Source organism: Bacteroidia bacterium, from assembly GCA_026932145.1.
In the GTDB taxonomy this organism is placed as follows: Bacteria; Bacteroidota; Bacteroidia; order J057; family JAIXKT01; genus JAIXKT01.
This window is the reverse complement of sequence record JAIXKT010000034.1, coordinates 5,956-8,080: the sequence shown is the minus strand read 5'-3', so window position 1 is coordinate 8,080 and position 2,125 is coordinate 5,956. Positions and strand designations below refer to the sequence as shown.

The following is a 2,125-nucleotide window of genomic DNA, read 5'->3' as shown; positions in this document are numbered from 1 at the left end:
GCAAAAGTAGTTTTCTAAGTTCTCGTTTCTCGAAAATCAGTTCATGCTTTTTGTTTCATAAGTTCTTTGTCAAATTCTTTCAGGTCTCCAAAATCAGGTTCGGGGTTTTCGGCTAGGTTTTGGCAAGCAAGCAGTTTCGTTTGGTGGTTGTCGAGCTTGTCGAGACACAAAGCCTGTTTTTTACGGCTTGCGTTTCTTTCAATAAAATCAGGTTTCTAAAATTAGCGGCGTTTTTTCAGCAAAGGTTTCATCAAGGCAAGTTTTTGCATTTTCGTTCAAGTTCTCTTTCTCTAAAAAAACGGTTTTTCGCAAAGTCAGTTTTTAGCAAAAGTGTTAACAAGTTCTTGTTTCAGGCTTCTTCAAGTCAAGATTAGTTTCGTCAATAAAGTCGGGCTTGTAAAAGATTATTTCGTGTGTAAAATAAAGTCATCGAAAGGCGCTGTTTTGGCTTTTAGAAAAAATGTCTCGCTCAACCCACACACACCTAACACAGCGTGCAGCGGACGGCGGGGATTCGGCAGCTTCGAGAAGCATTTTCTACGCTTTGAGTTTTTTCTGCCCTCTGGACTCTTCTACTCCCGCCCCCCGTCCGCCGCTAACGCAAGCCGTTGGCTTGCCTGTGCATTCACATAAAAACAATACAAGGGATAGTAATGAGTAATAGAGCATCAACTATCATATTCAATTACGGAAGTAAAGATGTGCAAGATTTTATTTTGCTTTTCAATGAAGACCGTCTAAATTTAGAACCCGGTTTTCAGCGAAAATCTGTTTGGCAGGGTATTGACCGAAAAAAGTTAATTCAGTCAGTTTTTCAGAACTTCCCTTTACCATCTGTTTTCTTATACAGATCTACTGATGAAGATGGACGATTAGTATATGATGTTCTGGATGGCAAGCAACGACTTGAATCTTTGTTTATGTTTCAAGGTTTAGGGAGATTTCGCCGCGATAAATTTCCGGTAAAAATGCAAATACACGAAGATGACGATGTTGAAGAATGGACGTGGAAGGAAATTCAAAAAGCAGGTCACGAGCATCTTGTTACTGGCTATAAAATTCAAACCGTTGAAGTTTCAGGCAGTTTAGACGATATTATTGAACTTTTTGTAAGAATTAACTCGACGGGAAAACGCCTTACTGGACAAGAAAAAAGGCACGCTAGGTTTTTTACAAGTCCTTTCCTAAAACGCGCTGGACAACTTGCGGAGCGTTCTAAGAAATTTTTTGCTGAAAATCACATAATGACTCCCGCTCAATTAAGCAGGATGAAACACGTTGAATTGATTGCAGAGATTATGGCTTCAATTCATAATGGAAGTCCTCTCAACAAGAAGACCGCACTAGATAAAATCATTCACGGAAAAACGATTGAAGGCAAGGCGCTTAACGAGTGTGCAAAAGAATTTACCCGCACACTGAATATCATAAAAAGAATGTATTTTCCTGCTTTGCGGTCAAGTCGTTTCAAAAATTCATCTGAGTTCTATTCCCTCTTTATGTTTACTTGGGAGATGGATAAGAACAAATTTATCTTAACCGACTCAAAACGCAATAAACAAGCCCAAACATTATTGCTTTGGCTTTCTGACGGTGTAGATTTAGTGCGAAAGAAGATTTCTCAAGCCGAAGGCGCAACGCCAGACCAGCAAGTATTTGCCAATTACTTATTTACAACTCGCGGCGATAGCGATAGTTCGGCAACAAGAACAAGGCGAGCAGATATTTTGCGCCAGTTATTAGGTGGTTTGTTTGAAAAGAAGGACAAAAAACGTGGTTTTACGCCTGAACAAAGAAGGCTCGTGTGGAATTCCGATGATGAAAAAGTTTGCACAAAATGTGGAGAGAAGTTAACTTGGGAAAACTTTACAATTGACCATATCAAGCCATATTCGCTTGGCGGTAAAAGTTCGTTATCAAATGCGGCTTTAATGTGTAGAAGTTGTAATTCAAAAAAAGGCGCAAAGTATAAAGGAAAGCGTTAGTCTTCCCAAAGACGGCAAGCCAACAAAGCGTGCACCTGACGCTGGGGACTCGGCGCACATCCCAAGCAGTTTTCACGCCTTAGCATTTTTCTGGTTGGACGGCTTCGCCGTCCCCGCCCAGCGCAGGTAACGCAAGCCGT

The 2,125-nt window shown here is 40.8% G+C and carries 2 protein-coding genes; both read left to right on the top strand.

The features are described 5' to 3' along the window. The first annotated feature begins 460 nt into the window (after window positions 1-460). The gene (locus LC115_08095; protein ID MCZ2356632.1) at window positions 461-661 is read left to right on the top strand and encodes a hypothetical protein; all 201 of its coding nucleotides are present in this window, start codon (window positions 461-463) and stop codon (window positions 659-661) included. A gap of 40 nt (window positions 662-701) precedes the next feature. Continuing rightward, on the top strand, window positions 702-1,985 hold the full coding sequence (locus tag LC115_08090) for a DUF262 domain-containing protein (protein ID MCZ2356631.1): 1,284 nt from the start codon (window positions 702-704) through the stop codon (window positions 1,983-1,985). The last annotated feature ends 140 nt before the right edge of the window (window positions 1,986-2,125 follow it).